The following is a 25324-nucleotide window of genomic DNA, read 5'->3' as shown; positions in this document are numbered from 1 at the left end:
ATGAAAAACTAAAGGGAATAAAAAATGACCCAAACAAAACCAATATTCGCCCCGCAAATATCAGTCCCAGCCACCTATATGCGTGGTGGCACGTCAAAAGGAACTTTCTTTAACTTATTTGATTTACCGGAGCGTTGCCAAGTGGCTGGCAAGTCGCGTGATAACTTCCTACTACGTGTTATCGGTAGCCCTGATCCTTATGGCAAACAAATCGACGGCTTGGGTAATGGCAGCTCTAGCACCTCAAAAACGGTTATTCTCTCCCAATCTGACAAAGCAGATCACGATGTGAACTATTTGTTTGGACAGGTTAATATCGCTAAGCCTATGATTGATTGGGCAGGTAACTGCGGTAATTTAACTGCTGCCGTTGGTGCTTGTGCAATTAACATGGGACTAATCGACGCTGATAAGGTCGCCAATAGTGCGGAAAGTGGTATCTGCGAAGTGCATATTTGGCAAGAAAATATCGGTAAAACCATTATTGCTCATGTGCCTGTCTATCTAGATGAGCAAGGCAAGGTACAAGTACAAGAAACGGGCGACTTTGAATTAGATGGCGTGACCTTTCCAGCAGCTGAAGTAAAGATTGAATTTATCGATCCGGTAGACTCGTCCAGTGATATGTTTCCGACAAACAATCTAGTCGATGACTTTGATGTGTCTGGCTGTGGTCTAAACACTGATAGCGTCAAAGCAACCTTTATCAGTGCAGGTATCCCAACTATTTTTATGAAAGCTGAAGACTTGGGTTTTACTGGTACAGAATTACAAGGCGATATCAATAGTGATAGCGAGCTACTTGCTAAGCTTGAGAATATCCGTGCCAAAGGTGGCGTTGCGATGGGACTGTTTAAAGATGTCAGTGAGGCGCAAACCAGTCAGCATATTCCAAAGATTGCTTGGGTTGCCTCTGCGCAAAGCTATAGCGCCTCTAGTGGTAAAGCCGTTGATGCCAATGATATTGATCTGGTCGTACGCGCCATGAGTATGGGTCAATTGCATCATGCCATGATGGGCACAGCAGCAGTCGCTATTGCCGCAGCAGCGACAACGCAAGGAACGTTAGTTAACCAAGCCGCAGGTGCAGGCGAGCTGACTGAGGTGCGCTTTGGTCATCCGTCAGGTACGTTATTGGTTGGCGGTAAAACAGAACAAGTCGATGGTCGCTGGCAAGCCAAAAAAGTCTCAATGAGCCGATCTGCTCGTCGCATTATGGTTGGTGAAGTATTTGTACCAGCGGATGCGTTTTAAGGTTAAGCAATACCCGTTAAATAATGTTGATTATAATCTATAATATAAGCTAAAAATTGAACCAGAGTTTAAATTAGGTTTTTATATTAGGTTTCTATGCCAACAACTCCCCAGCTTAGTAAATCCCCACTCTATAAGAAGCCACCGCTCAAGAAAACGGAGCGGCGGGCGTTGCTATGGGATATCCTAAAAAAGCTTGCGGTATTCGCTAAACCCTATCAGTTATTAATCGTTGCTACCTTGATATTGACAGTGCTGGGCTCCTTTACTGCTCAGGTCAACGCCTTTGTGCTGCGCTATGCGGTTGATACCTTGACTGAAATCGCCACCCTTACCGAGCCTTGGGAAGCTGGCGTGCGCATGCTAACTATTATCAGTGTGGTATTGCTGACTAAAGAGATATTGTCGATATTCATCTCGTTTGGACAGCGCTTTTATGGCGAAAAAATTCGTATCAATCTGTCACGTGATTTATCGCAAAAAATCATTGAGCGTATTTTAACTTACCGTATGGCGTTTTATACCAGTAGCGAAAACGACAGTGGCAAGCTGCAAACCCGTATTGATTATGGCGTTAGCAGTCTTACAAGCCTAGTGCAGAACTTCTTTATCGATATGCTACCGCTGTTTGCCAGTGCCATTGTATCGCTCATCATTATGTTTTCGACCAACTTTTGGATAGGCTTGGTTGGTCTGATTATCATCCCGATCTACTTTTTTATCAGTCAAAAACAAGCCAAGCGTTTACAAGGCTTTCGTCGGCAGATGCGCGACTTTCGAGAAGCAAAAAGCGGGCTGGTTATCTCGCTGATTAATTCTATCAGCGTGGTGAAATCTTTTGTACGTGAGCCTATTGAGGCTGAAAAACATTTAACCATTCAAAAAGAGATGACCGACAATCAGCTGCGTATTCGTAGTATAGGTTTTATTTACGATGCGGTAAAAACCTTTATTGAACAAATCGGTGTAGTAGCGATTATTTTATTGACGTCCTACTTTGTGCTAAACGGTCAGATGACCATCGGTATGATTTTATTCCACGTCATGCTATTTCAGAACGTCGCTGCGCCTATTCGTCAATTGCATCGTATTTATGATCAAATTAACAATGCCCTCACCTATGCTGAAGGTTTTTTTGAGATTTTAGAAGCTGACGAACAAGTTGAAAAAATCTCTGGTTTGAGTAGTAAAAACGTAAAAGGTCATATTGAGCTCAAAAATGTCGATTTTACCTATCCTAATGGTACTCAAGCGCTAAAAGATGTCAGCTTCACTATTAAACCCAATCGTATTACTGCACTGGTGGGTCTAAGTGGTGCTGGCAAGAGTACGATTATCAATCTGTTGGTAAGGTTTTATGAGCCTGACGCTGGTACGATATGCCTAGATGGGCAGGATCTAGCCGACTACGATACCCATGAGCTACGGCAAAATATCGGCTTGGTATTACAAAGCAACCATATTTTCTCGGGTACTATTAGCGAAAATATCCGCTATGGTGATATGAATGCCAGTGATGAAGACATTGTCGTTGCTGCAAAAAAAGCCTCGATTCATGAGCAAGTCATATCACTAGAAAAAGGCTATGATAGTAGCGCAAAATCCCTATCAGGCGGACAGCAGCAACGTATTGCGCTGGCAAGGATGTTTTTAAAGGATCCGCCGATTGTGTTTTTGGATGAACCAACCGCTAGCCTAGATGCGATTGCCAGTCAACAGGTTAAGAAAAGCCTAGATTTGATTAAAAAAGACCGAACAGTGATTATGGTCTCGCACAATATTGCCCAAATTATCGATGCTGATGATTTAGTAGTAATAGAAAACGGGCACGTGGTTGAGATAGGTACTCACGAAGCGCTATATGAGCAGCGCGGTAAATACTTTGAGATATTCAGTGCGATGTCAGATAGTTTAAACTTGGATAAAATCAGTCAAACCTTAAATAGTTAATGCAGCACGAAATCGTTATAATGCTCACACTTTTATGTGTTTTGATGCACTATTCTTAATTACTCTCTTTTTACTATCCTATGACAACCCTTTAAATCGTTAGAAGCTATTTGACTATGACCTGTGAATTTTCCATAAAAACCTTTGATGAACTGACCTCCGTTGATCTCTATCACATTTTAAAAGCGCGCTCGCAAGTATTTGTGGTGGAGCAAAACTGCCCGTATCAAGACATGGATGAGGTTGATTTTGACTGCTTACATCTGGTTGCGCACCAAAACGAGCAGCTGATTGGCTATTGCCGCATCATTCCGCCTGTTTTTAATACCAAAAAATCCGTCGTCACTCCATCAGGTCCTATACCCTCGATTGGTAGAGTGCTGGTGTTGGCAGCACATCGCGGCGATGGTGTCGCCCGACAGATGATGTTAGAGGCTATTAAATACTGCCGTAAAAAATACGGTAAAAAACCCATTATCATCTCAGCCCAGACCTATTTAATAAACTTTTACCAGTCTCTTGGTTTTATCCCTGAAGGTGAGCATTATTTTCATGACGGTATTGAGCATGTCACTATGGTTTTACCGATAATCAAAAAGGTTAAAGTAAAAAGTGAAGGCTCAGGCAAGGCAAGCAATATTCTTAGTTTTTTGCTATTGATAATGGCGGTATTGTTTATTATCGGCTTACTATATTTGATGGTTTAATATCGCGTGAGCTTCTAGGCAAGTCTTACACTACTTCACTGTGGTTCGATTGTGAGTATGCTATTTTTGATATCATACTGATTGATTCGTAATAGGATTGATAAGTTTCTTACATATCTGACTCAAGGAAGAGGTAAAGATTATGTCCAATGTCGAAAGTAATGTCCGACCAGAGTATGACAGTGAGATTGAAAAAATCGCTGATTACGTACTCAATTATTCTATAGATAACGACTCACCCAATAGTGCTGATGCTTGGAATACCGCCCGCTACTGCCTAATGGATACGCTTGGCTGCGGACTACTAGCGTTACGCTTCCCTGAATGTACCAAGCATTTAGGTCCTGATTGCGTCGATCAAATAACGCCCAATGGCGCACGTGTCCCCGGCACCTCCTACCGCCTTGACCCTATAAAAGCGGCCTTTGATATCGGCTGTATCGTGCGCTGGCTTGATTACAATGACACTTGGCTCGCTGCCGAATGGGGACACCCTTCTGACAATTTAGGCGCGATTTTGGCAGTAGCTGATTATATCAGTCAGTGTCGTGCGCCACTTGTCATGAAAGAGGTGTTAGAAGCCATGATTATGGCGCACGAGATTCAAGGGGTGTTGGCACTAGACAACTCCTTTAATCGTGTGGGTCTTGATCATGTATTTTTAGTCAAGTTAGCGTCGACCGCCGTGGTTGCTAAGCTTTATAAACTACCGCATGAGCGTGTTATGGTAGCCATCTCTCAAGCGATCGTTGATGGTCAAGCGTTACGTACCTATCGTCATGCACCCAATGCCGGTAGCCGCAAGTCTTGGGCAGCAGGTGATGCGACCAGTCGCGCCGTACGTTTGGTCGATATCACGCGCCGCGGCGAGATGGGTATTCCCTCTGCATTGACTGCGCCGCAGTGGGGGTTTTACGATGTGCTGTTTAGTCATACCAATAAGGACTTAGCGCTTAAGCCTGAAAACGAGCGGCGCTTTACCTTTCAGCGCGATTTTGGCAGTTATGTCATGGAAAATGTCTTATTCAAGCTAAGCTTCCCTGCTGAGTTCCATGCGCAGACTGCTTGTGAGGCGGCCGTTATCTTGCATCCACGTATTGATGACCAAATTGAGGACATTGATAAAATCGTCTTAACTACACATGATTCCGCTATTCGCATCATCTCCAAACAAGGCACGCTATCCAATCCTGCCGACCGAGATCATTGCTTGCAGTATATGGTCGCAGTGGCTTTACTGACCGGTGATTTGATGGCTGAAAATTATGAAGACGACTATCATGCCGAGCATCATATTTTGATTGATGGTCTACGTCGTAAGATGGTGGTTGAAGAAGATGCCGGTTATTCGAAAGACTATCATGATCCCAGCAAGCGCTCGATTGCCAATGCGATACAGGTATTCTTTAAAGATGGCAGTAGTACCGACAAGGTCGCGATTGAGTACCCTATCGGTCATAAACGCCGCCGCGCTGAAGGCTTGCCGATATTAGAAGCTAAGTTTCGTGCCAGTCTTGCCACGCGGTTTATCGACAGTCGCTGTACAGAGATTTTTGCACTATGTAGCGATCAGTCGCGCTTAGAGCAAACGCCGGTAAACGAGTTTATGGATTTGTTTGTAACTTATTAAATTGTCTGTTGATCCTATTAATTTTTAATCGTTTTAAAGAAGTGCTTACTTTAAAGCTTACCAAGGTATCGATTCTCCTGCCCAATCGACAAAACTGCCTGATTGGCTCGCATTCATCTTGCTGAGTACCTCAAGCAAGCATTCAGCACTGTAGGCTGGCGAGAATAACTGTTCGTCAGCCACATTGCTCTGGAACGGTGCTGATAGTTGGGTATTAACGGTGCCCGGCTGCATGACTACCACGCACATATCTTTCAGCGAGCGACTCCACTCAATACTTAGGTTTTTCATACCCATATTGAGCGCCGCTTTACTCATACGATAGCTATACCAACCGCCAAGCTGATTATCACTGATACTACCTACCCTTGCCGATATCGTTGCAAAAATAGCTGGCTTGTCATTACTGCGCTCAGCTTTTGCCAATAGTGGTCTAATATGCTTGGCAATAAGTAGGCTTGCCAACGCATTGACTTGCATATTCTTTAAGAAAAAATCAGTCTCAACCTGACGCAGAGCTTTCTCTGGTTGCTGCGTCCCGCTGTGTAGCAGTCCTGCACAGTTAATCACCCAGTTGATATGGTCAGTTTGCTGTGCAATCGTCTCAACCGCTTGTTTGATGCTCTGCTCGTCGCAGATATCCATAGGTAGCCAATGCAAATTGTCCGCTTCAAAGTCAGGAACATTCTTATAGTAAGTTGCAAATACATGAGTGTTTTTTTCAGTATGGTTAGCCGTTTTATTAACCAATTGCTCAACGATGGCTTTACCAATACCGCCCGTACCGCCAATCACCAGATAAATTTTAGCGTTCATAATGGGTTGCTCCTTTTTTATGACTTTTTTATGGCTTAGTTTTTATTGATTTTTTTCGGTGGCTATTGTTAATAAAACTCAGCCTACTAATTATTTATAGTTTGACTGAATTTTTTAACATTTTCTATGAGGCTGTTGTGTCTAATTAATATCCCTTACTAAGGTACTTAATATCACCTAAAAAACGACATTTTATTAAAATTTTGAGTAATAAAAAGCCGCCTCAATAATGGGCGGCTAGTAAAGATTTAAATATTAATATTTTAGCTTAAGTCTTGCTCATTTTTAACAATGCTCAGTACAGTAATAAAGGTTAATGTGCAGATTGTTTCTCTACAACCACAACAGGTACTTCTTTATGGTCTACATCGAACAATTTACCTTCGCTGAAATAATCACCGTCAGTTAAATCCATGAGAACAGTAGGATGTACCGAGCGGTCTTCTGTACCAGCAACGAATACTGACTGTTGGTCTGAGTTACCAACTTTTAAGTGGTTAAATAGCAAGTTTAGTGCAATCGCCATGATAGCAGCCGAGCTGATACCTGAATGGAAAATAGTTGCGAACCAGTCTGGGAATTGATCATAAAATGCTGGAGCTGCAATCGGTAACATACCGAAACCAATAGAAGTCGCAACAATGATAAGGTTCATATTGTTGGTGTAGCTTACTTGTGCAAGGGTACGAATACCACTGGCTGCAACGGTACCAAACAATACGATACCAGCACCGCCTAATACTGCAGTAGGAACGGTAGCGATAACACGACCCATAATTGGCATCAAGCCTAAAACAACTAAGATAATACCAGCATAAGCCACTACGAAACGGCTCTTAACGCCCGTTACTGCAACTAGACCTACGTTCTGAGCGAAAGCACTTTGAGTGAATGAACCAAAGATCGGTGCAACCATACTGGCTATCATGTCAGCACGTAGACCATTACCTAGACGTTTTGAATCAATATCCGTCTCAATAATATCGCCAACGGCCAAGATGTCTGCTGACGTTTCAACCAAAATAACCAATACGACGATAAACATTGAGATAATGGCTGCAATCTCAAAGGTTGGCATGCCGAAATGGAACGGTGTTGGGAAAGCAAAAATAGAACCTGTGGTAACACCAGAGAAATCAACCAAGCCTAACGCCCAAGCAGCAAAGGTGCCAATAACCATCGCTAATAAGATTGATAAGCGACTGATAGCAGCATTACCTAGTTTGCTTAGTAATAACACCATCGCTAGCGTGAAGCCAGCAAGACCGATATTGGTCATGCTACCAAAGGTTGGTAATTTGCTGTTGCCGCCCATTGCCCAGCGAGCAGCGACTGGCATCAAGGTTAAACCAATAGTGGTAATGACGGTGCCGGTGACTAATGGCGGGAAAAATTTAATAATCTGGGAGAAAATAGGCGTAATTAAGAAGCCCAGTGCAGAGGCGGCAATGACAGCACCAAATACCGAAGGTAGTCCGCCCCCCGTTGTCACAATTGCAACTACAGTGGCAACACTCGCAAACGATACACCTTGTACCAGTGGCAGCTGACAACCAAAGAATGGCACACCAATGGTTTGCAATAGAGTAGCAAGACCACCAATAAATAACGAGGCGGCAATTAACAAACCAATTTCAGCGGGCGTTAATCCAGCAGCCTGCCCAACAATGAGCGGTACAGCAATAATACCACCGTACATGGTCAGTACATGCTGAAAGCCGTAAGCAATATTTGCGCCAACACCCAAATTTTCATCTTCTGGGCGGATAACTGCCGATTGAGAAGTAGATTTAATATCCATATTAAATAGCCGTCCTTCGTGTTCTGTTGTTAATATGTTGTAGGCTTGCTCTAAGACAACCCCTAGCGTGGGACTCAAAATGTTCTAAAAACAAACGCTCTATGTATCCATTACTACTAAAAAGGCGTACTGCCCTTTTTATCTGCTTACCTTCGTTATTTCCAGCTATGTGGCTATCTTTATTTATAGCCGTATATAGCGCTGGGTATAATCTGAATTTGACATTAGAATGAATAGAAAGCTTTGGTTAAAAGTTGAAGCAGGATTCTAATGTGTTTTTAGCATAACGCTTATTTGAGATAACTGCTAGCTATAATTGACCATATGGTCAGGTTTTTTTGTTAGTAAAGCAAATTTAGGCAAGATTGACAACGGTATTTTCAAAAAAAACATAATTACACCGATAAACATGACTTATTAATTATAAACTTTCAACATATTTTGACATTTTTCATTAATTATGGATATCAGACTATGCTATCGCCCCAAGACCAATTGACTGAACTGGTACGTTTACTTGAGACTGACCAGCATGTCTTTGCCATTGACCCATTACTTATCACTGAAAAGCTGCAAAATGAGGACGGCAAACCATTACAAAAACTGTATCGCCGCGCCTCACGGATAGACAGTAATGGCGCACTGTCTAGTGTACTCGCTAAGATTGACGGGCGCATAAAAGGCATTATGGTTGTGATGAGTGTGGTCTGGTGTTTATCAGGATTCTTAGGGCTATTTACCTTACTCCAAACCAACGTGGTGAACTTCTTTTATGTCTTGGTTTGTTTGCTTGGTTTTCATAGCCTGATGCTTTTGGGCTGGCTGGTCATGACGCTCATCAATCAAGGTAAGCAGTCTTCAAATTGGTTTGCCAGTTTTGTCAGTCCCAGCTATCTAATACGTGGTAAAGACGATGTGACCAAAGCCGCGGTCAATCTATATGAGCGCCAGCTGCAACATAGCGGTATGCGTTGGTACTTGGGTAGGTTCAGTCATCAGTTATGGCTTGCTACTTTGACTGGTATGCTACTGGCGATTATATTTTTGCTGATTGTGCGTCAATATAGCTTTAGCTGGGAGTCAACCCTGCTATCCGATCAGTCGCTGATTACCTTGACTCACGTGCTTGGCTGGTTACCGAGTATGGTAGGCTTTGATGTGCCCAATGACGCGGCTATCATACAAAGTCGGTTGGTCACTGACGCTATGCCATTATCAGTCGCACGGCAGTGGGCGGGTTTATTGATTGGTAGTTTGCTGATGTATGGTATTGTCCCGCGCGCGTTTGCATGGGCATTTTGTGCATTGATGTTCCGCCGCAAAAAAATGCGTTTGGATATCAAACTGCCTTATTATCAAAAAATCCTTAATTTCTGGCAGCGTCATGTAGTGGATACCGATGACTTTAAATCAGCTAAAGCCGCGCCCACGCCTATCGCCCCAAAAGCTCAAGTCAGTGCTGGCAAGAAACTGGTGGCGTTACTAGAGTATCCAGCGCAGCAAGAGCGCTGGTGGCAGTCAGGACTTACAGAACTTAGTAAAAACATTACTGAGGTAACTAATATTGAGAATTTCGGTATCGTTGATGATCGTGATGATATGGCGCGGTTAAGCACTTACTTAGATGCGCATCCGGTACAGGTGTTACTAGGTATTCATTTTAAAGCACTGCCTGACCGCGGCACGCTGCGCAAACTGGATCAAATTGCCAGTCACGCCAAACATGGATTGATTGTGCAACTCTTAAACGATAGTAGCCCGAAAGAGAGCAATGTTAATGTTAATAATGATGCTCTAGATGGCAATATATTAGACCCGTTAAATGCAAGTACCAGTTTAGAAAAACGGAATGTACGCTATCAGCAATGGCAAACTGCCTTATCTGCTCGTAATATTGGTCTGATTAATAACTGATCAATATTGAATAATAGCTAAATGGCTGTTTGATTGCTAGGGTTAAATTAGTGGCTATGGTATTTTTGATATTACTAATAAATATAAGATTCTATTATGAATAATGACAATAATAATCAATACAACAATAAAGATGGCAACGGGCAATACAGTCTGCGAAAAACTGATAGCTCGTCTGTGGATGTTGCTGATAAAGCGTATGAATTAACTACGTTATCAAGTGAAACAGAAGCCAGTCACAGAACAATCAAAAAAACCATCGCTAGTGGTGAACCACTAAAGCTGGCGGTCGTTGGTCATACCAATACCGGTAAAACCTCTATATTGCGTACGCTATTACGTGACGTTTATTTTGGTGAAGTAAAAAATGAGGCGGCAACTACTCGTCATGTGGAGCGTGCGCAACTAACAGACAACCAAACTGGTGAAGTATTGGTCGCCCTATACGACACCCCAGGTTTAGAGGATGCCTCTGGTCTGATGGATTGGCTTGAGGATAATACTGCCAGTCGCCGTGATGGTATTGAGCGCTTACAACAGTTTTTGGCGTCTGATATCGCGCATAGTGATAATAGAGATGATAGCCATGCTGTGGTTAGCGCCTCAAATAACTATAAATCACCAAGCTATTCACAAAATTATGATTATAGCCAAGAGGCAAAAGTCATTCGGCAGCTGCTGGCAAGTGATATGGCAATCTATGTCGTTGATGCCCGCGAGCCAGTACTTGGTAAATATAGGGATGAATTAGCCATTTTATCTTGGGCGGCGATTCCTGTTATGCCAGTATTTAATTTCACTGACGCTCAAGATGCTAATATCGATGAATGGCAGACCATGCTGGCAAGACGTAATCTGCACATCTCGACGCGTTTTGATTCTGTTGCTTTTGAATTTAACGATGAGATGCGCCTATGGCAGAATCTTGCCACTATGCTCACCCACTCTGAGATGCTTGAACAACTGATGGCGCGGAGGACAGAGAATTGGGCGCAGCTCTATGATGAAGCCAATATCGTCATTGCCGATTTCTTATTGAATGTTGCCGCCTTTGTGCGAGAGATTGGTGAAGACGATGATCCAATGCCCGTACTGCAGCAAATGCAAGCAGCCGTCAGACAAAGTGAACGTGCCATGCAGCATAATTTACTAAATTTATATAAATTCTATGACAATGCCGTAGCGGCAACCCCACTTGAGCTGCAAGCCTATCAGCAAGACCCATTCGACCCTGAGCTGCTTAAAAGTTATGGTATTCGCACCACTTCTGGCGCAGCAGCTGGCGCGCTACTAGGACTAGGTATTGATGCGGCAGCACTTGGTACAACCTTAGGATTGGGCGCTGCTATCGGCGGCATCGCAGGTGGATTACTCTCCAACACTAGCAGTATCGCTGACAAGATATCAGGAGTTAAGCGTTTATATATCGACCCTGCAACACTGACCTTGTTAGCCACTCGGGCAATAGATTTACTCACTGCGCTACGTCACCGCGGGCACGCAGCAACAGACGCGACCCAGCTGATATATAATGGTGAGTCATCAATGGGTGACAATAATGATGATAATGGTAACGCCATCACGCCATGGGCGACGCATAAATTACCAAGTGAGCTAAAAAAAGCGCGCGGTAAGCCACAATGGTCATCACTCAGTAGCGGCAAGTCTGAACAAGCGCAGTTGCTAAGAGCGGATATGGCATGGTCGCTGGCAAGTAAGCTATCTTCATATCAGCGTTAGTAGACTGGTATTTAGAAAATAGCGCCATTTATATCATATATAAATGAGTAAATAATAGTTAGCCTGATAAGTTCAAGCTTTTAAATTTAGAATATGAAAAATATGGTAAATTGGTCTGCGGTTGGTCATCTAGCCGCCCATACTCATTTTAGAGAAATTCTGTAATATTATTATCCATTAACAATGGTTTTGCATTCTATCGTTAGTACACGTCACTAGTCAGCATATGATATGGTGATTTTTTAATTGCCAGCTTATTTAACTTTAACGAAGAATGTAATGCTAATTAATTATGAAAAACAACAAACAAAGGAAGCACGATGGCGCATTATTTTGGGTTTGTACCTTCAGATAAATTGAAAGCATTAATCATTGAGGCAGAACAAGTCATTGCATCAGATACAAAGACTGACTATTACCCTTATCGAGATGCATTGACTCACCAAACTGCACGCGATTTGATCGATAATTTGCTAGTTGGTCTGGTTGAGATTATTCCAAATCCTGAGCGTCAAGCATCTATGCGTAAAATTGTCGCGACTATTGAGCGTGCGACCGATACACTACTCAATATTTTACTGGGTAAAGAGAACAACGAAGAAGTCATGCCAAGTTTTCATTTTTTGAGAGATCACGCTACTTTTATTGATAATGAAGGTTTAAAACGTGTGGGATTTAAGCTCACCGAACAAGATACCGCTATCATACAAAAAGGTTTTGCAGCCATTACGCCTGAAAACGTGGATACCAAAACCTTTAAGATAGCTCTTGAAACGATGAACGAAGAGACGTTGACTCATTTTATCAGCCGTTTTGCTGATACCTTAAAACTTGGTATGATTAAGCGTAAATCGGTACCGGTTGCCAAAGCGGCGATTGATAAAGGCATGAGTATGGCGTTAAATAAGCTATTACCGGACCTGCCCGATAAATCATTAAACCGTTTAGCGAACTATTACCGCCCTTTTATCGTAGAAAAACCAGAATAAGTACCCGTATTTAATTAATTTTGTCCCAAAAGACAGATGGTGTTGGGCATATTCCCGAAAATTTGCTAAGATAAGCGGCACTTTTTACCGAAGGCGCATCCGATGACCCAAATCAGCAATCAAGAAATTGAAAAAACATTACGCAATTCAGAATGTCTAATCAGCAGCATCGAAGTTGCTGCCGCTTATGAGCGCTTGGCCGCACAGCTTAACCTGCACTATGCTGGTCTAAACCCGATTGTTATGGTTGTTATGAATGGCGGTCTTATCCCAGCCGGTCAACTATTGACTCATCTAACCTTTTATCATCGCATGCACTATATCCACGCTTCACGCTATCGCGATAACGCAGGTACGAATGAGCTTGATTGGAAGTTTAAGCCTGATGTAAATCTTGCTGGTGAGCATGTATTATTGATAGACGATATTTTTGATGAAGGCATCACCCTAAAAGCAGTCGTCGAAGAACTGAGCAAAGAAAATCCATTGTCGATTGAATCTTGTGTTCTACTTAATAAAGAACATGATCGTAAAGTTAAAGGTTTTGATGTGGATTTTGTTGGTATCAACGTTGCTGATCGCTATGTTTATGGCTGTGGTATGGATTTCCATGGTTACTTGCGTCATCTACCTGGTATCTATGCGATTAAAGAAGATAAGGTTTAATTAGCCTTTGGTTAAATTTATAGCATAATAAAAAAGCACCCATTGGGTGCTTTTTTATTGCTTGTTGATAATACACGTAATCCATATTAACTTAAAACTGCAATGCCAAACCCGTATGGCGCTCAGTCGGTGTCTGGACGGCTTTTTCAAAGGCATGTTTGGTGCTATATATTGACACCTGTTTTTTGGCACGTGTCACAGCCGTATAGATAAGTTCTTTGCTCAAAAGCCTTGCATGACTATTATCAAAAGTAATGGCCACATGCTCGAACTCTGAACCTTGTGATTTATGAATGGTCATCGCATATGCCGTAGCAATAACCTCTTCATTTAGCAAATTGACGGCAATCCCTTGTGTTTTGTTCTCAAAGAACACTTCAAGTCGGCTTCTCTCATCTGTTGTTTGAAGGCAAAAACCAATATCACCATTAAACAATCCAAGTTCATAGTTGTTTTGTAGCACCATAACGGGACGACCATGGAACCATGTGTTTTGACCGAGCGGCAACTTCAGCTCTGCAAGATGCCACTGAGTGAGATGGTTATTGATGTAATGATCACCCCATTCACCATTATGACCCGCACTTAAAATTCTAAACTGGTTAAACGTTTGCGTTAATGAGGCAATTGTACTTTTTATTGATTCTGGCATGGATTTTTCTATTGGATTCTTTAGTAAATTCTTAATTTTATTTATATATGGATGGTAGTTTAATGCGAGGTTTGAAATAATTTTATCATTACTTAGGCTATTTTTTATTTTATTATCTATAATACCCTCTACTTGTATCGTATTTATATACTGAAAACTTAGCGCCGCGTCCTGTTTTAATAACTGCCAAATAGCTTGAGTATCGGTCTCTGCCTGATTGATTTGATAAGCGAGCTTCCCAATACCTGAGTCTGCGCTAAATCGTTGACTCTCTGTTAGCTCTGCATGTATGTGCTTTAATAATGGAATGCGGCACAAGTCAGCCAGCACTGCTCCTGCATCTACCGCTGCTAACTGGTTCGCATCTCCCAACAGTATCAGTCTGGCACCTGGCTTCACTGCACTTACAAGATGATTCGCCAACTCAACTCCGAGCATAGACGCCTCATCAACGATGATAATATCTTCGCCGAGTGGGTTTTTGGCATCATAACGAGGTCTACCCGTCCGACCAATGCCTAACAAGCGATGAATGGTCTTAGCTTCTTGCAATTGTAGCTGTACATTTGCTGCATCTAGAGCCGCCTGTAAAGACTCCTGCATTCGCTGGGCAGCCTTACCAGTTGGTGCCGCTAACGCTAAACTGGCACTGTCAGTACTGAACCTAATATGTCTATACTCATCACCCCCACTCTCTGCAGCTTGTTGCAGCGCAATCACTAACTGAGCAACGGTATAAGTCTTTCCTGTACCTGGTCCGCCAGTAATAATACTAAAAGCATTGTTATTAGCCACATTGATAGCCGCTACCTGCTGCTCCTTTAAATTTTCTGGCATTAATATTTCTAGGGGTTTTATTTTTTGATTTAAAATACTACTAATCCGCTGCGCTAAATTAAATTCTGCTTGCCACGAGCGATGTAGCCAAAAAGTTAATGAAACTTTTGGTTTGTTGTTGTTTTGCTTTTTAGTTATTTTGTATATTATGGGTTTATTTATTTTACTTAGGCTATTTTTATATTCATCACTAATAGTATTGGCATTAGAATTAACGTCAATAAATAAAGTCTGTTGATGAATTATCTGAATAAAAGAGGTTAAATCCGTGTTTTTCAATAGCTGGTAAAGCATAACAACTGTATCAAAACGTTTAATCAGTATCTCTTTTTCATGATTAGTAAGTGCTAGCTGCGCCCATAGCTGATCGCGCTTGGCAAACATAATGTCTAGCAAGACAAATAATGACGACTCAGCTTCAGCTGTAAAATTATCATCTAGCTGCGTCTCTATTCGAGTGTCAATCAATGCTAGGATTGGCGCTGCTAGCATTTGTAGTAATTGCTGCTGCCAAGTATACAGAGTGACCAAATCGCCATTGATTTGACCTTGTAGCGGTATCTCATCCTCAGCCACCTCAATTGTTAAGACGGTATGCCCCTCTTCCAGGTGAGTTGCCAACATAACGAATAAAGCAGTAAACAAACCTTTTTCTTCATTTTTATCGACTTGTTTGCTATCAATGTTATCCGCTATGTCAGTTGTGCTATACGCTACATGCGTTTGCTGACGGCGCAGCAAAATATAGTCACTGATGTTACTAGCCCAGCTTTCTTGTAAGCTCACTGCCGCGCTGCTCTTATTGTTATTTTTACTCATAGTATGCTTGTCTCTATTATTGCCCAGGTAATCGCTAGCATGGTTATTATTCATTTAATTCGTTATTTATAGCCCGCTAATCTGGCAACCCAAACAACGCATCTAAGGCCTTAATAAAATCAACTGGAATATCCCAAGTGACTAATCCATAGCGTTCATTGCGCATTGAGCGGCTATTATCAGGCTCATTAACGTCTTGTGATACATTGGCAGCCGCTCGAGAGTCTGAGTCATACACGCCCCGTAAAAAGACATATTCAACAGCCCCAAGGTACTTTTCTTCATTACCTACATAATCACCAATCCTCATTGCAAGGAAGCGATGTAATGCCACTTGATAGATCGCTGCCTGTAGCCAATATCCCGCTTTGGACATGGCTTGCTTAAGTGTACTTTCGTCGTAATTGCTTAGGCTATTACCTAAAAAATTACTTTTATAATCGACAACGTAATACTTGCCAGCATGCTCATACACCAAATCAATTTCGCCACGTAGATAACGATACAGCTGCGTTTTATTTTGTGGAATAAGATTAACGTGCTTGTCCACTTCATTTGGAAGATATTGCTGAAAGAGTCTATTGATATCTTGCGCTTTAAAGCGCTCTGATAGCCCCATATTAAACTCTAATTCAGCAAATCGCTGTTCTGCATTGATAGATTGTAGTGGTTGATTGGACGCTAATAGCGGCGCCTGTAGCACCTCTTCAATCCAGTCAATCAATGCCTGATGTTTGGTAGCATCTATTAAGTCTATATCGAACGGACGGCTATTTTCTTTATTCTTTGACTGTAATAGTCGTCCTTGCTGTTCAGCGCTACTATAAACCAGAGGCAGCTGATAACTACTAACCGCTCTATCAATCACCTGAGACCACTGCGATTTATTATTGAAATCAATTTTTTCAAATATCTCATGCAAAAATGTACCGGCATTGGCACCTTTCACGAAAGTAAAACGGATATCATCTTCTGGTTTCAAACTCAAATCACTAACCCGTTTAAGAGAATCTTTACTAGTGAACGATACTGCCGACTCTGTTATATCAATATCTAAGGCATCATCCATACGTTCATCCACAACAGCTAACGCTTGTGTAGATTCATCTAGCTGACGAGCTAAAGCCGTAAAGCTAGTCTTAGCCCAACCATAAAAGTAATCTGTTTTCATGACCTCTGAAAAATCAGCATACTCAATAGTCTCTGTTATAGGCTTAGCGGTGGTAAGCGTTATGTTACCCGCTAAGCCTACTGCATTAGCATCTTTATTGTCATGGTAACTGTTATAAAAATCATTAACATGATGCCCTCGAATCATACCTATGGTGCCTTTGAGCCTATCAGGCAAATCAAATTTTGCCTCTAATGAATCAAACCAATAAAACACAGGCTTACGACCCATATCTCTTGTGCCACTAGGATCTCGTAACACTATATAAAGCTGCTCACTGGCTCTAGTAAAAGCCACATAGCCAAGTCGTCGGAGCTCATCAAAATCCTCTTCTGTCTCGATATCAGTGTAATAGCCTTCTGTGCTCGCAGAGCCTTTTACAGGTGAGAAACGACGCTGATTTCCCGTTGATTGGCTTTCTGTCGATTGCTGTACTAGCATCGAAGGAGCTTGTTGCGCATTATATAAATACAAGCCATAATCTTCTTTGTTACCCGACTGCCTACTGGCATCGCCCATACCCAATACGTAGACAATGGGAAACTCAAGCCCTTTTGACTTATGAATGGTCATCAGCTGCACGCCAGACTCAGTCGGTAGCGGGTATTGCTTAGCCCAATCGCTATTAGGAGCAGCATCTATATTTTGTCTAAACCACGCCAATAGTTCATGCTCACCCATGCCGATGCCATGCTGCGCCAAGACATCCATCATATGACGCAAATCCATGATGTGACGAGCGCCTTCTGGATGAGACGCTAAGGCTTGCCAAACGCCTTGCGGCTGTACGGGATTTTTATCTAATAAGTAATGCAGTGCCGACAAGATACCAAAGTGCTGCCAGTTTTGAGCCCCTTGTTTTAGATAAGTAATAAAGTCTTGATAGCTCGCTTTATTATCAATCACTTTCGTACTAGCACTACTCAAGCTACTACTCTCCGTAACTCCTGACTCATGGTCAGTCATCATGGCTTTGACGTCTTTGATACTTAGTCCATACAGATGGCTAGTCAAAACCCGATTAATCATGTCATGACGATATGGATATAGCATGGCACTGAGCAGCGCCGCCACATCTTCTGCCATGATGGTTTCAAAGATACTGACATCACTGGTGGTCAAGGTTGGGACATTAAGCTTAACGAGCTCGTCTTCAACGCGTTTTAAGTCTTTTTTAGTACGCGCCAACACGCCGATATCACTGGGCTGAATGGTTTTACCTGTTAAAGTCTGACCACTACCGAGTAAAGTCGCAATATGACGCGCCGTGATTTCATGCTCATCGTACTCAAGCTCTTTATCTTTGTCATAAGGTAGGTGTAATAAGCTCACTGGCTGGGCAGAGAGTATCTCAGTCACTAAGCTGCTGCTTTGAGCAGCTGGCTCATTAAACCATGACAGCTGGTTCTCTGACTTCGTAGCTTTGATATGCTGATAGTAAATACTGCTACCTAATTGTGCCAGTTTATTCTCAGTAGTCTTCACCATTGGCATACCAAACCAGCAATTTAGTGCATTAATCACACCAGCATTTGAGCGGCGGTTAATATCGAGCGTCCAAAGACTGCTTTGCTCAAACTGGGCTTTCATGTAGTTATAGTTGGCCACATCACCGCCACGGAAGCCGTAAATAGCCTGCTTTGGATCACCAACTAAGAGTAAAAACTCATGACTGGCTTTATTGGGTGTTGACTGCTTACCTTTATTTTTTGGCAAATAAATACTTTCAATCATAATGGCTTGTTCGCCATTGATATCTTGCGACTCATCAATCAGAGCAACCGGATAATGATGGCGAATATAGCGTGCCAGCTTCTCTCCTTGCCTACCGGTCAACGCTTGATTTAAGCGCACCATTTGTAAACTAAAGGTAGTTTCACCGCGCTCTTCTAAGATGACCGGTAATCTATCACGTACTGCAAGCACGATATGACGATTAAGATTGGCTAAAACAGTGTTTATATACTTATCAAGTTTTTCACTTTCTTCGATATACCGTTTAAAGTCACGAACGACTTGCAACTCGTTAAATATTAAATTGACTCTTTCACCATCTTTTGGCTTATAGAACTGCTTGCCTATATCATCAGTTTTCTGAAAAGCCTGAATCAACTTTCCTGTATGATTCTTTGTGTCTGATATAGACTTGTAAGCGGCTGGACCAGAATCTTTTAATGTTTGGATGATTTTTGGCCAAGAACCTCTGTTGTTTAGCAACTGACCTTTTGGAACCTCATAATACTCGCCGTTAGGCTTAAAAAAAGCATCAAGCTCATGGCTGTGCTCAAAGATACTACTAATAAGCCTCTCATAACCCTCAAAAGAAAAATTACTAACTACAACCTCATCAATAGGTGCTGAAATAAAGTTAAGCGAACGAGTGACATATTTTTTATGATCACTAACTGCAGTCAGTTTTCCTTGCTGATCCAGCAAGGCATATAATTTGGGCTGCTCATGATACAGTTTGCTTTGGAACTGCCGCAGCTCATCATGAATAATACTGTCAGTAACTTGCTCGATACTACTGTCTTCAATAATGGCCATACCTTGCTGATGACCGGTCTCACTACTGTATTCGATCAACCACTTTTGCGCCAAGCTATCAAGCGTGCCTACAAACAGCTTATCCAAAGTGGTTAGTACTAACGCAGTGCGTCGAATGGCCTCAGTCGTTGGATAACTATGTACATGGTCAAGCAAAAACCCAATCAAATGCAGATTAATAGGGTCTTCCATAGTGCTATCTAAGCGAACGTACTTAGCCTGTTCTACTAACCAGCACTCACGTTCTTTTTTTGCCTGTGCACGTTTTTCAGCCGCGATTTGTTTATCATATTGTTGATCATAGCCAATGTCTTGATTGAGTTCATTAACACCTGTCTCAACGTCTAAATCCTTGCTTATTTTTTTATCGTTAGCCGTCTCAGGCGTCACCTGCAATACGTTAGGATACAAGGCATCTTTATTTTTGGCGTCAGCACTCAGGCTATTAACCCACTGCAATAATTGATAAAAATCCACCAAACGGTCGTGGATACGCTGACGCATCTCAGCTGCAGCGGCTCGAGTAAAGGTGGTAGCAATGATTTGCTCTGGTGCGCGCCGCGCTTCAATAAGCAGCCGTAGCATAATGCCAGTTAGTGTCCAAGTCTTGCCTGTGCCAGCTGACGCTTCGATAAGATGCCGCCCCTTCAGCTCAACATCAACCGCCGGTATCACATCTGCCTTCTGCTCAATCATAGCGTCACTCTCAGGCGTATCGAATGGGTTATGTGACTCATCTAGGTAGTCATCAGATGAGTAGGCCTGTATAGATATATCAACGATATCGCTTGTATCGGTAAAATCAGTCATATGCGCGTACACTTTTTATTATTATCTATGAAATTAATCGGCTAAAAATCAGCCATCTTAGCTTGATATTTGTCAGCCATCTAAACCGTCTAGTGCAGCAAACATTGGCTCATACAGCGGCTGCGCTAAGGTAGTTAACGCTGCTGATAGCGTTTTAAACGCATCTTGGTCACGCAGTAAGTATTGCCAAATAGCATGTTGCGAGCAGCTATCGTAGACTGTATCTGAGTAATAGCTAGGTCTTAACCAATCTGAGAAGTCTGCTCGCTTTGGCCAATAGCTGCCACCTTCAGCTTTTAGATACTTATCAAGATAACTGAGTGCATATTCCGGCAATAACGTAATAGGCACTTGACCAGATAGCTTGGCAAAAATTGCCCATTTGATTAGCTCAGCCACTGCGTCTTCATATACGATAGGGCTTAGTTTAAACGCGATGAAATCTTTATATTTATCAACTTGCGAGCTGGACTTATTAAAGCGCCAAATGCTCACACCATCATTTAATGCAACTTGCTCAGCAGTGGTGCGTCTGGCAATTTGCCAATACAGATGTGATAACCAAAATTTAAGTAAATGCCTAGGACTGGCAGAATTAGGTAATATGTTTAACCACTGTTTAGGTGATTGCTCGGCATAGGACACGCCAGCCTGTAGATGAGAGCGTCTGTTACGGTTATTTATCGGCACTAATACTGGTACTGAGCCTTTTATCTTAATAATTTTAGGTAGTAGCTTAAATAGTGACTCATTGTCAGTACGATTTAGCACAGCTGCCAGCTCTATCTGAACAGGGTGCTCAGAGGTTGGCGTCAATAACTGCAAACTACCTATACTACCTTCTCCAGCCTCATCAAAGCCATTAGCAACTAACTGCTCTTTGAACTCTAGGCATTGCTGTTGCAGTTTTTGTTGTTGATTGGGCAACGTGGTTTGGCGAGCCACACCGGCTGGCATGATTTTTTGATACATCAAAATTTGACTGTCTTTTTTGGCCTCGCCATGAGCATTCTTATCAGTAGCATCATTGCCCAGTGTATTTATCAAATGCTCTTTAATTTGATAGGTGGTTAAACTGTCCAAAAACAGCGGCTCTTGATGCGCCATTGCCTCTTCGCCTTGCACCACATGCACCTTTTGGCTACGTAAAAAGGTCTTGGCAGGGTGGCGAACTTGGTAGGCGAGCATCCCTTCAATATCTATCTCTCCAATATTAAATACGCTATCAAACGCTGTTTTGATACTTGTCTCATTCATATCGCTACCACTACCAGTGTTACTGACATCAATAGCACTATCTAGCGCTAACATATCAATTAATGCAGCAAAGACTGAACTATCTATTTGTCCCAGCTGACCCAAACCTTGACCAAGTAGCTGAGCAATTGATTCATATTGCGCTTTTGTCGGTAAGCCTACCAGCTGTGGATGCTCGCTAGATACTCGCCCCTTTAAGGTATCAAACACAGCTTGCCAGAGCGGCGCAGGCGGAAACTGCTTTTTTTGTGCCAACTTGGTTTTGTGCATGGCCTTACTTAAGAGAGCATCTAACTCATCGGCGATATCAACAGTGCTATTGTCTTCAGTATCGTGAATCGCATCTTTTGTAATAGGGTTAGGCGCTTGCTCAGAAAAATTATCGCCTTCAACCTTTGTTTCAAACAGACTCTCATGAAAAGGCAATGCTGGATGCTCAGTCAACAGCCACTGTTTAATCAGCTTATGCAAATAGCGCCTGAGGCTCTCGGTAGTTGAGTCAATGTTCTCAGGCAACATATCCAATGTTTCGAGCGATTTCACCTGCCATTGTATCTCACCTTGCAAAAACTGTAATAACTCACTGACGGGATTGGCTGGTAGGTGTTCATGAGTGTCCGTCAGGCTCTGACCATTATAGAATATCCAGCAAGCACTACGCGCGCACAGCAGCGCATCTAAAAATGCCCCATTATCATCGTCTTCACTGACTCTATCACCGCGACGGGCGTTGGTCGCTTTCATCAAATCATAGCGATTATCACGGTCACGACCAGGAAACTCAGAGAGGTTCATATTCAGCATGATCACCAAGTCAAAAGGTACATTCCTTAATGCGCCAAATTTACCAAAGGTAATGACACCTGTCGGCTCAGCACTGACCTGCTGACTTTCAAGCTCCGCCTCAATACTATCTAGCATAAAGCTAAGCTTTAGCGGCAATTGCTCAACACCCGCCAGCTTTTGCTCTACCTCTTTGTTAGCGCTATCTCCGCTAGAGTACTGCCTATAATGACGGTTAGCGCGTAAACTGGATTTAAAACCGTTCATAGCGTTATAAATGGCGCGCATCGTACGAGTTTGATCAACATCGCCAAAGTAACGATGAATGACTTGGGTTTCAATCTGATCGAGCCAGTCTTCTGCTTTCATTTTTTGTGTATGGTCGTCGCGGCGTGCGGTCAAGCCGGCATAAATACGGCAAAGAGCCTCAACAATCATCGCATCGTTTAAGCTCACTTGCGGCAGCGGCAAGCTCATTTCTGGCAAAGCAGTACTTGGCCAATCTTCCTGCGCTAAGGGATATAAGCAATCGCTCAAACTGGCCTCTGGCATAATCAGACCTAAGGTTAACCTATCTAGCGCTTGCGCAAAACTAAATCGATAATCAAAGTCATTACTATCTAGGGTCTGCTTAAGATGTAACTCATCAAAGCCGCGGATAAAGCCCGCCTCTACCAACAAATCGCAACCGCGGCTCATTTGTTCGCGTGTTAATCCAAAACTTTCAAACAAAGGCGCTAGCATCAACCAGTCTAAGACCTCAGCCGCTTCAAAACGTGCGCTATGACTGCCTAATAGCTTATAAAAACCAACAATAGCTTCCCATAATTGACGAATATCTGCATCGACAACGCCCGTGACTTTGGCAGGCAGGGTCAAACCATCTTGACCTTTACCATTGACAAAAATAGAGCTGATCAATGCGTGATGACGCTCAACATCAGGTAGCAAGACAACAATGTCTGATATATGACGTTTTTTCTCACCAGTTCTGATAGGTTCGTTTAGCCAGTGCCCAATCATAATCCGCAGCACTTCAAGCTGACGTTGCAAACTGTGGCACGAATGGATGCTTAGGCTATTATCTTGCGCAGACATTGCCCAAAAACGGTCTTTTTCAAAGCGTTTATTCTCTAACGCTTCATCTTCATACCATGGTATTTCCTGCTCTTCATTAAAGCCTAACTCTATTTGCTTAGTCATCTCCTGCGAAACTTTTGCAGCCGTCGCTTGTTGGGTAGATGTCTCATCAAGCATCAATACATCGTTTTGCAAACGTCTAAGTAAGCTTGGACTGTTTTGCGCAGTTTGAGAATTGCCACTTACATCAGCATCATAGACGCTATCGTCAAAGCTCAGACTAGACTCATCATACAAATCATCATAGCCGTTCTCGCCAGCACCAAAGCTATCTTGCCACTCGACAAGCGCATCCTGATATTGTTCATTACCCGACAAGTTGGCAAGCATCGCAAAGGTATCGCGCGACTGTTTGCCCAAACGTGATAGCAAGCTATGACCATAATCACGTAAAAATACACTTTCAGGATTAATAATTTGTTGACGCTGTAGCCAAGATTTATCAACAATATCTGCCCAAAATAGCTTTGATGGGTTGTAGTGTAATAGCGTGATATCCATATATTTCGATAAGCGTTGCAAAAAGTCGAGCTCGGTCTGTGGTAGCTGCTGAATGGTGAAAATACGCAGAACTTTGGGTAATTGGCTACGCTCATTAGCACTGTTGTCTTTTAGTGCTTGCCAAAACACCTCTTCCAATACCACCCGGTGCTGATGCACATCCGCAAATAAATGCGACCACAAAAAGCGCTGAGCAATTTCTAACTCGGCATAATGCTCAACCAACCACTCAGGCGTGCCGCGCGCATATTTATCAAAGCGCAATGACAAGGCATCTTTATCTGCTATCAACTCGTCCACATTAAGCGGTTTGTTGTGTGACCATAACGCCAACCAATCTTCACGATGGGTTAAATAGCGGTTAAACACTCTCGCCAAATCACTTGCCAGCTGCCAAATACGCGCATCTTGTTGCGCTTTATCTTGCGATACATTGTCTTGTCGTACAGTGTCTTTTTGGGCACTTTCTTTCGACTCATCAATTAGAGACGCTAATAATGGATGAACCGGATGTTTTCCATCTTTAACAATTGATTCTTGATAGTAGGTCAAATAGCCAAATAATCGCCACTGCATCACCGTTAGCGACAATACGGCAACCTCAGGCACATTTAAAGTGACCGCTTCAGGGTTCTGCTCTAATAAATGTGCGTTATGCCGGCTTAACACATCCTGCATCAGTGTCCACTGATATTGACCCCAAAATTTAGTACGCACCAAGGTACTAATACCTGCACGGCTCGCAATGGTTTTATCCAACCAATCACCCAGTACCATTGAAGGCACAATGACAATAAAAGGCTCAAAAACAGGTTGATTCTTGGACTGATATTGCAAAAGAAGCTGGTCAACGAGATTTTCGGTACGGTGGGATTGTATAATTGTAAACATAGAGGATAGTCTGATTGAATTAATAGGATAAATAGTTAAGCGGCGTAATGTGACATAACTGATTGCTATAGAGTTGTATGCAAGTTCACTTTTTAATTAATACACATTAATAGCGATTAAGCTATTAATCAAAGAGTACTCGCAATCCATGTTTCGTGATCGTTACCTACTTGTATTTCTGTTAGCATAAGAACTAAAACCCAATAAACAGTTTTATAACAATAATATCCATAACATATTGAAACTGATTAACAGAAATAGAGCCAAAATATTATAAAATTAACGGATATAAGTGTGCCATTGATACCTAGCATTTACTAGCTTATTCATAGCAGTAGTAGCAACTTACGACAGCTAGTGTCGCCGTATTATCCCACTTAAATTTATTTAAAGTAACTATAACTGCAATGCAAGACCCTTGTACTGGGCTGTTTTGGATTACTTTACTT

Annotated in this window: 13 protein-coding genes; 8 read left to right on the top strand and 5 right to left on the bottom strand. The window is 42.4% G+C overall.

The window, feature by feature from the left end; all coding sequences use genetic code 11:
• The first annotated feature begins 24 nt into the window (after positions 1 to 24).
• The 4 genes from prpF to ACMHKH_RS01895 all read left to right on the top strand — a co-directional run bounded on the left by prpF (position 25) and on the right by ACMHKH_RS01895 (position 5541).
• Positions 25 to 1254, top strand: coding sequence for a 2-methylaconitate cis-trans isomerase PrpF (prpF, locus tag ACMHKH_RS01910; protein ID WP_413518995.1), 1230 nt, complete (start codon positions 25 to 27; stop codon positions 1252 to 1254).
• Between the two features lie 96 nt (positions 1255 to 1350).
• Positions 1351 to 3204, top strand: a complete 1854-nt coding sequence (locus ACMHKH_RS01905; RefSeq protein ID WP_413518994.1) for an ABC transporter ATP-binding protein — start codon at positions 1351 to 1353, stop codon at positions 3202 to 3204.
• A 116-nt stretch (positions 3205 to 3320) separates the two neighbouring features.
• Positions 3321 to 3911, top strand: coding sequence for a GNAT family N-acetyltransferase (locus tag ACMHKH_RS01900; protein ID WP_413518993.1), 591 nt, complete (start codon positions 3321 to 3323; stop codon positions 3909 to 3911).
• A 142-nt stretch (positions 3912 to 4053) separates the two neighbouring features.
• Complete coding sequence (locus ACMHKH_RS01895; RefSeq protein WP_413518992.1) at positions 4054 to 5541, top strand: bifunctional 2-methylcitrate dehydratase/aconitate hydratase; 1488 nt, start codon at positions 4054 to 4056, stop codon at positions 5539 to 5541.
• 57 nt (positions 5542 to 5598) lie between these two features.
• On the opposite strand, the gene ACMHKH_RS01890 is transcribed toward ACMHKH_RS01895, so the two are convergent.
• Both ACMHKH_RS01890 and ACMHKH_RS01885 read right to left on the bottom strand, forming a co-directional pair.
• A complete protein-coding gene (locus ACMHKH_RS01890; protein ID WP_413518991.1) occupies positions 5599 to 6357 on the bottom strand; it encodes an SDR family oxidoreductase in 759 nt (252 codons plus the stop codon).
• 313 nt (positions 6358 to 6670) lie between these two features.
• Positions 6671 to 8158: a nucleobase:cation symporter-2 family protein gene (locus ACMHKH_RS01885; RefSeq protein ID WP_413518990.1), complete on the bottom strand. Its 1488-nt coding sequence runs from the start codon at positions 8156 to 8158 to the stop codon at positions 6671 to 6673.
• 474 nt (positions 8159 to 8632) lie between these two features.
• Here ACMHKH_RS01885 and ACMHKH_RS01880 point away from each other — a divergent pair, with 474 nt between their 5' ends.
• The 4 genes from ACMHKH_RS01880 to ACMHKH_RS01865 all read left to right on the top strand — a co-directional run bounded on the left by ACMHKH_RS01880 (position 8633) and on the right by ACMHKH_RS01865 (position 13467).
• Positions 8633 to 10072, top strand: coding sequence for a DUF2868 domain-containing protein (locus ACMHKH_RS01880; RefSeq protein WP_413518989.1), 1440 nt, complete (start codon positions 8633 to 8635; stop codon positions 10070 to 10072).
• Positions 10073 to 10168: 96 nt separating this feature from the next.
• Positions 10169 to 11812, top strand: coding sequence for a DUF3482 domain-containing protein (locus ACMHKH_RS01875; RefSeq protein WP_413518988.1), 1644 nt, complete (start codon positions 10169 to 10171; stop codon positions 11810 to 11812).
• 320 nt (positions 11813 to 12132) lie between these two features.
• Complete coding sequence (locus tag ACMHKH_RS01870) at positions 12133 to 12801, top strand: hypothetical protein (RefSeq protein WP_413518987.1); 669 nt, start codon at positions 12133 to 12135, stop codon at positions 12799 to 12801.
• Positions 12802 to 12903: 102 nt separating this feature from the next.
• Positions 12904 to 13467 carry a hypoxanthine-guanine phosphoribosyltransferase gene (locus ACMHKH_RS01865; protein WP_413518986.1) on the top strand — a complete coding sequence of 188 codons (564 nt, stop codon included), beginning with the start codon at positions 12904 to 12906 and terminating at the stop codon, positions 13465 to 13467.
• Positions 13468 to 13558: 91 nt separating this feature from the next.
• Here the strand turns inward: ACMHKH_RS01865 and recD are convergent, their stop codons facing one another.
• The 3 genes from recD to ACMHKH_RS01850 form a co-directional block, all read right to left on the bottom strand.
• Complete coding sequence (gene recD / locus ACMHKH_RS01860; protein ID WP_413518985.1) at positions 13559 to 15775, bottom strand: exodeoxyribonuclease V subunit alpha; 2217 nt, start codon at positions 15773 to 15775, stop codon at positions 13559 to 13561.
• 76 nt (positions 15776 to 15851) lie between these two features.
• Positions 15852 to 20303 carry a UvrD-helicase domain-containing protein gene (locus tag ACMHKH_RS01855; protein WP_413518984.1) on the bottom strand — a complete coding sequence of 1484 codons (4452 nt, stop codon included), beginning with the start codon at positions 20301 to 20303 and terminating at the stop codon, positions 15852 to 15854.
• A gap of 72 nt (positions 20304 to 20375) precedes the next feature.
• Positions 20376 to 24875, bottom strand: a complete 4500-nt coding sequence (locus ACMHKH_RS01850; RefSeq protein WP_413518983.1) for an exodeoxyribonuclease V subunit gamma — start codon at positions 24873 to 24875, stop codon at positions 20376 to 20378.
• Positions 24876 to 25324: the final 449 nt, after the last annotated feature.

Source organism: Psychrobacter glacincola (genome assembly GCF_965118485.1).
Lineage (GTDB): Bacteria > Pseudomonadota > Gammaproteobacteria > Pseudomonadales > Moraxellaceae > Psychrobacter > Psychrobacter glacincola_D.
Note: the sequence above shows the minus strand (reverse complement) of the source record. Positions and strands in the feature narration are given on the sequence as shown.

Bases quoted from the DNA above. Each gene is read 5' to 3' on its own strand.
- prpF (WP_413518995.1), top strand. From the start codon at position 25: ATGACCCAAACAAAACCAATATTCGCCCCGCAAATATCAGTCCCAGCC.
- ACMHKH_RS01905 (WP_413518994.1), top strand. From the start codon at position 1,351: ATGCCAACAACTCCCCAGCTTAGTAAATCCCCACTCTATAAGAAGCCA.
- ACMHKH_RS01900 (WP_413518993.1), top strand. From the start codon at position 3,321: ATGACCTGTGAATTTTCCATAAAAACCTTTGATGAACTGACCTCCGTT.
- ACMHKH_RS01895 (WP_413518992.1), top strand. From the start codon at position 4,054: ATGTCCAATGTCGAAAGTAATGTCCGACCAGAGTATGACAGTGAGATT.
- ACMHKH_RS01890 (WP_413518991.1), bottom strand. From the start codon at position 6,357: ATGAACGCTAAAATTTATCTGGTGATTGGCGGTACGGGCGGTATTGGT.
- ACMHKH_RS01885 (WP_413518990.1), bottom strand. From the start codon at position 8,158: ATGGATATTAAATCTACTTCTCAATCGGCAGTTATCCGCCCAGAAGAT.
- ACMHKH_RS01880 (WP_413518989.1), top strand. From the start codon at position 8,633: ATGCTATCGCCCCAAGACCAATTGACTGAACTGGTACGTTTACTTGAG.
- ACMHKH_RS01875 (WP_413518988.1), top strand. From the start codon at position 10,169: ATGAATAATGACAATAATAATCAATACAACAATAAAGATGGCAACGGG.
- ACMHKH_RS01870 (WP_413518987.1), top strand. From the start codon at position 12,133: ATGGCGCATTATTTTGGGTTTGTACCTTCAGATAAATTGAAAGCATTA.
- ACMHKH_RS01865 (WP_413518986.1), top strand. From the start codon at position 12,904: ATGACCCAAATCAGCAATCAAGAAATTGAAAAAACATTACGCAATTCA.
- recD (WP_413518985.1), bottom strand. From the start codon at position 15,775: ATGAGTAAAAATAACAATAAGAGCAGCGCGGCAGTGAGCTTACAAGAA.
- ACMHKH_RS01855 (WP_413518984.1), bottom strand. From the start codon at position 20,303: ATGACTGATTTTACCGATACAAGCGATATCGTTGATATATCTATACAG.
- ACMHKH_RS01850 (WP_413518983.1), bottom strand. From the start codon at position 24,875: ATGTTTACAATTATACAATCCCACCGTACCGAAAATCTCGTTGACCAG.